Source organism: Marinobacter sp. (assembly GCF_041595835.1).
In the GTDB taxonomy this organism is placed as follows: domain Bacteria; phylum Pseudomonadota; class Gammaproteobacteria; order Pseudomonadales; family Oleiphilaceae; genus Marinobacter.
Genome location: NZ_JBFHJO010000002.1, coordinates 168,738 through 175,460, shown reverse-complemented (window position 1 = coordinate 175,460; position 6,723 = coordinate 168,738). Strand labels below are relative to the sequence as shown.

The following is a 6,723-nucleotide window of genomic DNA, read 5'->3' as shown; positions in this document are numbered from 1 at the left end:
TCAGCACTGCCCGGCCCGACCACACATTGCCCGCCCTCACGCAGTGCAAGGCGCAGGTGGCATTTCCTGATTTCGGTTTCCAGTTCCTGCTCGGGAATACTTTTCACCGCAGCCAGCAATTTCATATGGAAAGGCGACCCCTCTCGATTAAGGGTATAGAAAACCCACTTTCCCTCTTTCTGTGCTGTCACCAGCCCTGCTTTTTGAAGAATCTTCAGATTGCGCGAAACGTTGTAATGGGTTTCTCCCAGAACATCCATTGCTTCGGCAACACAAATTCGCTCATCGATATGCACTAACAGCCAGAAAAGCCGCAGGCGATTGGCATCCGAAATAGCTTTTAACGCGTCTGTATAACAGGCATCTATCATTCTATTTCCAAACCTCCGTTGGTCTGGATCTTAAGTGATTACTACCAGGCCAGCAATCGGGAATACTGCACCCACCTTATTCAGACGATTTTCGGTGTTCGCTGAGCCCTTTCAGCATCAGAAAAACACCGGCAGAAAACACCAGCCCGGAATGGCAGCCATGGAAGATCAGTTCTGCTTTACTAGCACCAGTAAACAAGGCGATCCAAAAGAAAGGGCAGAAAAGTCCCAGCAGCGCGATAGAAAAACCGGGCTTGGCAGACGAGGGCAGTCTGCGTTCCCTGACCACCTGCCACAAATGGGTGTAGGCGCATAGATTTGCTAAAACTTGCCTGACTTTTCCCATGCATCCCTCCCCGTCTCGTTTATCCCCAGTAAAAACTGATTCAGCAACTGGCAGGTTGCGTCACTGTCGTCAGAGTCCCGCATTTCCCTGCGTGCCTGGGCCAGCGTTTTGCCGTCGAATTTGGCTTCGGCCACATTCAGAAACTGGTGAAAGAAATCACCCGTAAACTCCGGGTGCCCCTGTATGGTCAGAACCCTGTCTGTATGGCGCATCAGGTAATACGGACAAAACGTGCTGCCGCCCAGAAGCTCAAAACCCTCAGCCGGCGTAACAACCTGATCACGGTGCATTGCGTAGAGAGCAACAGGCCTTGAATCAGGGAGCCCCGCTATCCGCCGGTACAGGTGTACCGGGTAGATTCCCAACCCCCAGCCTGCGGCACGCTCTACATGACCTCCTAAAGCCTGATGAATCATCTGGTGGCCGAAGCAGATCCCCAACAATCGCCGATGCGCGCTATGCGCGTTCCGAATGAAACTTCCCAGTCGCTCAATCCAGTGTTCACGGTCAAACACGCTGGCAGGACTGCCACTGACCAGATAGGCATCGGCGTCCCGCACATCATCTGGCAGCTCACCTTTCCACGCCCGCCAGGTCCTGATTTCGGCTCCCGGGTTGTCGAGCCGGAGCCGTTTGACCAGACACTGGGCGTAGTCACCAAATCTCGATTGCAGGGCGTCATGCACATCTCCGCACAACAACAGGCCGACACGAGCCGGCCGTTGTTTTGTGCCTTGCCAGCGGTCAGAAGGGCTAGAAGACAACACTGAAAACAACCCCTCCAACGATGGCGAGGGTGATGACGGTAATCACGAAAGCCACCACCGCTTTGGGTTTGAGTACGGAAGAGATAATGGCGATTTCAGGCAGGCTGGCCCCTGTACCACCGATCAGCAGTGCCATGGCTGCCCCCATCCCCATGCCCTTGGCAATGAGCACCTGCAACAGGGGAAGGGCCATCTCAATTCGCAGATACAGGGGCACACCAATGCCGGCGGCTACGGGAATGGCGTACCAACTGTCCGCACCAATGTATTGCTCGACGATTTCCGCAGGGAGAAAGGCCGCAGACAGGGCGCTGATCACGGCACCAATCAATACATAGGGAATAATTTTCTTGAACAGTGCCCAGGCGAAGCGCATGGCCAGCTTCATTCGTTCCTTGTGCGGCACTGTGTCGGTGCTGGTAAAAGGGGCGCACGCGGTGGCTATACATTCTTCGAGTTGCCCTGACGGCGGCTCTATTGCCATTGCCTCAGCGCTGCAACTGGGCATAGCCGTTGCACTGCAGGCTGTCGCGGCAGGTGCCGGTGCTGAACAGGCTGATACGGGCGCTGACCCTGAGCAGGCAGAGGCCGGCGCACTGCCACACCCGCTAGCGCTTGTGGGAACTTCCTCAATACGACGGACAGCATGTTTTAACGGCGTCCAGCCAATGACGTAGCCCGCCAATATGGCTCCACCCAGAGTCAGTGCCAGGTATACAAGTGCCACTTGCCAGCCAAACACCGCAACGATAAGACCGACAACAACAAAATTACACAGAGGGGCGGAAATCAGAAACCCGAACACCATACCCATGGTTGCCCGCATTTCGATCATCCCCATAACCACTGGCACCATGGAAGCACTGCAGAAAGGGGTCAGAGTGCCCAGTAGTGCACCAACCAATGGGCCCCGTTTTTCGTTCTTAGCCAGTTTTTTCTGCAGCTTTTCCTGGGGAATGTATTCCCGGATGATGCCTGTCAGAACCGCAACCACGGCAATGATGAGAACCAGAGCGCCGCCCACATGCAGTAACTCATCCAGGGCGACCGCCCAGCTATTCTTGTCCATAACCTTTCCTTTAATGACGTAAATGCTCAACAAACGCATATATGCACATTCATGCGTTTGTGCACATTAAACGATCGGGCAAGGCCTGACAAGAAAAAATCACACTTGGCTCAATACACGCTAACAAGCTTCCAAAGGCGCATACGCAAGAACAAGCCATTTGGCCCCTTCAGCGAAGTTCACCTGAATCCGGGTATGGTGCCCGGTTCCTTCGGAATTCATCACAATACCTTCACCAAACTTGGGGTGTCGCACACGCTGACCAAGACTGAAACCAGCCTGTTTGGCTGAATCCTGTGCAAACAAGCTCTCGTTGGGCCGCCCCACCATAGCTGGCCGGGTCACCGTATTACGCAGCCGCACTTCCTGGAGACATTCCGCGGGAATCTCTCGAACGAACCGCGACAACGCATTGAATTTTTCCTGGCCATATAAGCGGCGGGATTCAGCGTAAGTGAGCACCAGCTTTTTCATCGCCCGGGTAATACCCACATAGGCCAGCCGCCGCTCTTCCTCCATGCGCCCCGGCTCTTCCAGAGACATGCTATGGGGAAACAACCCCTCCTCAACACCGGCCAGGAACACCAGCGGAAATTCCAAACCCTTAGCCGAATGCAGCGTCATCAACTGCACACTGTCTTCATGGTCTTCAGCCTGGGCTTCTCCAGCATCCAGCGCTGCCTGAGCGATAAATTCAGAGAGTGGGTCTACACCCTCCTCCACCTCAAAGTCAGACAATGCGTTTACCAGCTCTTCCAGGTTTTCTACCCGGGCCTGACCCTTCTCGCCTTTCTCACTGGCGTGGTAATCCTTCAAACCACTGGCTTCAATCGCCTGCTTCATAAGCCCCTGCAGCGAGGCTTCTCCGGCCATTTCCGCTAATTCATGAATGATACCCATAAACGACTGCAATCCGGTTTTGGCTCGACCTTTTACCTGACCCGCCGCCAGCAAACGCTCAGACGCTTCCCATAATGAAATACCCTGCTCCGTAGCGTATTCCCGGATATCTGCAAGACTCTTCGCACCGATTCCCCGAGTCGGGATATTGACCACCCGCTCAAATGCAGCATCGTCACTCTGATACTGAACCAGACGAAGGTAAGCCAGCGCGTTGCGGATTTCCTGTCGGTCGTAGAAGCGCAAACCACCATAAACACGGTACGGAATCCCTTGCCGCATCAACGATTCTTCCAACACACGGGACTGAGCGTTGGAACGATACAGAATCGCGGACTCGCTACGCAGGTTACCCTGGTTCACCCAATCGGTAATGGAGTCGGCAATGTAGTTAGCTTCATCCTGTTCATTAAACGCAGCGTACAGACTGATGGGCTCGCCATCGGGGCCATCGGTCCAGAGTTCTTTGCCCAAGCGGCCTTGATTATTGGCAATCACCGCATTGGCGGCCTTCAGAATCATCTGGGTAGAGCGGTAGTTCTGCTCCAGACGAACCATGCGGGCATTGGGGAAATCGCGCTGGTATTGCTGGATATTCTCGATCCTGGCACCCCGCCAGCCATAGATAGACTGATCGTCATCTCCCACAACCGTCAGGGGGACACGATTACCCGCCAGCACTTGCAGCCAGGCGTACTGGATTGTGTTGGTATCCTGAAACTCGTCCACCAATATGTGCCGAAACCGTTCCTGGTAATGAGCCAGCAACTCAGGCCGGTGCAACCAGAGCTCGTGGGAGCGCAGCAATAGTTCGCCAAAATCAACCAAACCGCCTTGTTGGCACAGTTTTTCGTACTGGCGGTAAATCTTCAGCATGGTGCTGGTGTAGTGGTCACCAGGGTTTTCCTGAATGTGATCGGCCCTCAGACCCTCATCTTTCTGACTGTTGATAAACCACTGGGCCTGTTTGGGTGGCCACTGGCTTTCATCGACCCGGAACTCCCGCATGACGCGCTTGACCATACGTAGCTGGTCGTCGCTGTCCAATACCTGAAAGTTCTCCGGCAGGCCCGCGTCTTTCCAGTGAGAGCGCAACAAGCGGTGAGCTATGCCGTGAAAGGTGCCGAACCACAGCCCCCTAGACGGGATATTCATCATCTCTTCGATACGATGCCGCATTTCCTTGGCAGCTTTATTTGTAAAAGTTACCGCCAGAATACCGGTAGGTGGCACCCGGTCCACGGTCATCAGCCAGGCAATCCGGTGTACCAGCACCCGGGTTTTGCCGCTGCCCGCACCAGCCAGTACCAGCAGGTGATCATTCTGTGCGGTAACAGCCTCACGTTGGGCGTCATTGAGAGGGTCAATTATGTGGGAGACATCCATGGAGATCAGCTTCATCACTGGTTAAATTTACAGGCATTGTAACAGGCCTGATCATATCCGTCCCTGTTCCAGCAGCCTACCCCCATTCGGGTATAGCGACTGAAAAATCAAACGCTATCTTTAAAGAAAAGAAGGCATTCCGCCGATACGCGAGGTAACACACTGACACATTAATTCTGTGTCAGATGTCAAATAAACAACCTAGAATGCCGCCAGACTAAAGTCGTAGGTTAAGTGAACAGGGACTGAAAACATGCTTTCATCACTGAAAATATCTCACAAGCTGGCAATGCTTGTAATTGTCGCTATTGTCGCTTTTGTGATCAGTCAGGCCTTCGCTATCATTACTGAGCGTAATAACTCTGACCGCCTTAATGAAGTCCGGAATCAGCTGTACCCTTCCCTGGAGCTCTCAACCATCAATCAGGGTTTACTTCAGTTAATCGAAAATCAGATCAGCGCCGCAGTAACAACTGGCGACGACCAACAATTAAAGGCCACCCGCCCACAACGTGATGAAATCACGAAAAATCTCGGGAAAATTGCAGAGCTCAACCCCACACTGAAAACTCGCGTGGAAACACTCCGTACCGATCTGGAAACTTACTATAACAACGCCACTAAACTCGCCACCTCTATCATTGAAGGCACGGCAGACTTCAGCCGAATCGGTGACGATGCCTCAGCGAACGCCCGGCGTCTGGAGACGCTGCACGCAGATCTCGACCAGATGCGTAACACCATGGAGTCTCAACTGACCGGCGCCATCGATGACACCATTTCAGCTTCCAGCGAAGCTGGCGTACTTTCCCTGATTATATTGGTTGTCACCCTCATTGTTCTGGTCGCGTTAAGCCTTGTTATCGGGAAATCCATTTCCCGCAGCCTGAAACAAATTATTAGCTCCCTGAGAAACATGGCCTCCGGCGAAGGCGACCTAACCTCTCGTATTGCCTACGATGGCAAAGATGAGCTACAGGAGCTGGTTACCCAGTTCAATCTTTTCATTGAAAAACTGCACAACTCTTTTGCCACCATTCAGCAGGACATCGGTGAGCTTAATGGTGTGGCGTCGCATCTTGCGGGCACGAGCCAAACCAACCTTCAACGAATCAGCCAGCAGGCACAAGCTATATCCTCTACCCGGAATTCCGTCGAAGAATTGGTCAAGAGTGTTGAAGAAGTCGCCGGGTTTGCCTCATCTGCCTCGGATCAGACTCAGGATGCGGCGAAATTTGCGACCTCAGGGCAAGAAACCGTTATTGGCAACATCCAAACCATCCAGAAATTGATGGCTGAAATTGAAAAAACTGCGGGCCTGGTCAATCAATTTGATGAGTTCTCTGTAAAAGTCGGCAGCCTTCTCGAAACCATACAGGTGGTCGCAGAACAGACGAACCTTCTGGCCCTGAACGCCGCCATTGAGGCCGCTCGGGCCGGAGAGCACGGAAGAGGCTTTGCCGTGGTGGCGGATGAAGTTCGCGGTTTGGCTGTGCGCACCCACAAAGCTACCGAAGAAATCCAGTACGTTATATCCGAGCTTTCTACGCTCTCCGGTAATGCAGTTTCCTCCATGCAGGGCAGTGTTGAAATGGCGCGCCAGGGTGTTGACGCCACCACTGAATCCGGTGAAGTACTGAGCAAAATTCTGGAGAACGTGCAGCAAATCAGTGAGCTAAACGAGCAAATTGCTGCTGCTACCTACGAACAGAGCACCACATTCGGAGAAGTCACAGAGCACATGGGCGATATGCACCGCAACGCCGAGGCTGTGATGGAAAGTACCGATGAACTGGACAACGTAAGCCGCAAAATCCAGGACGTAAGTAATGGGTTGCAGAGTGTAGCTGGCCAGTTCCGAGTTTAATGTACAACCAAAGATCA

At 53.2% G+C, this 6,723-nt stretch carries 5 protein-coding genes; 1 reads left to right on the top strand and 4 read right to left on the bottom strand.

Translation table 11 applies throughout. The features are described 5' to 3' along the window. From ABYA77_RS02060 to uvrD, 4 genes are all read right to left on the bottom strand, one after another. The coding region (locus ABYA77_RS02060; RefSeq protein WP_372964268.1) for an ArsR/SmtB family transcription factor at window positions 1–371 on the bottom strand (371 nt) is incomplete at its 3' end. 321 nt (window positions 372–692) lie between these two features. Continuing rightward, window positions 693–1,484 carry a type 1 glutamine amidotransferase gene (locus ABYA77_RS02055; protein ID WP_372964267.1) on the bottom strand — a complete coding sequence of 264 codons (792 nt, stop codon included), beginning with the start codon at window positions 1,482–1,484 and terminating at the stop codon, window positions 693–695. Next, window positions 1,471–2,553: a permease gene (locus ABYA77_RS02050; RefSeq protein ID WP_372964266.1), complete on the bottom strand. Its 1,083-nt coding sequence runs from the start codon at window positions 2,551–2,553 to the stop codon at window positions 1,471–1,473. The genes ABYA77_RS02055 and ABYA77_RS02050 overlap by 14 nt, the downstream gene beginning before the upstream one ends. Window positions 2,554–2,673: 120 nt before the next feature. After that, on the bottom strand, window positions 2,674–4,839 hold the full coding sequence (uvrD, locus tag ABYA77_RS02045; RefSeq protein WP_372964274.1) for a DNA helicase II: 2,166 nt from the start codon (window positions 4,837–4,839) through the stop codon (window positions 2,674–2,676). A 253-nt stretch (window positions 4,840–5,092) separates the two neighbouring features. Here uvrD and ABYA77_RS02040 point away from each other — a divergent pair, with 253 nt between their 5' ends. Then, a complete protein-coding gene (locus tag ABYA77_RS02040) occupies window positions 5,093–6,706 on the top strand; it encodes a methyl-accepting chemotaxis protein (RefSeq protein WP_372964265.1) in 1,614 nt (537 codons plus the stop codon). The last annotated feature ends 17 nt before the right edge of the window (window positions 6,707–6,723 follow it).

Bases quoted from the DNA above. Each gene is read 5' to 3' on its own strand.
- ABYA77_RS02050 (WP_372964266.1), bottom strand. From the start codon at position 2,553: ATGGACAAGAATAGCTGGGCGGTCGCCCTGGATGAGTTACTGCATGTG.
- ABYA77_RS02040 (WP_372964265.1), top strand. From the start codon at position 5,093: ATGCTTTCATCACTGAAAATATCTCACAAGCTGGCAATGCTTGTAATT.
- uvrD (WP_372964274.1), bottom strand. From the start codon at position 4,839: ATGGATGTCTCCCACATAATTGACCCTCTCAATGACGCCCAACGTGAG.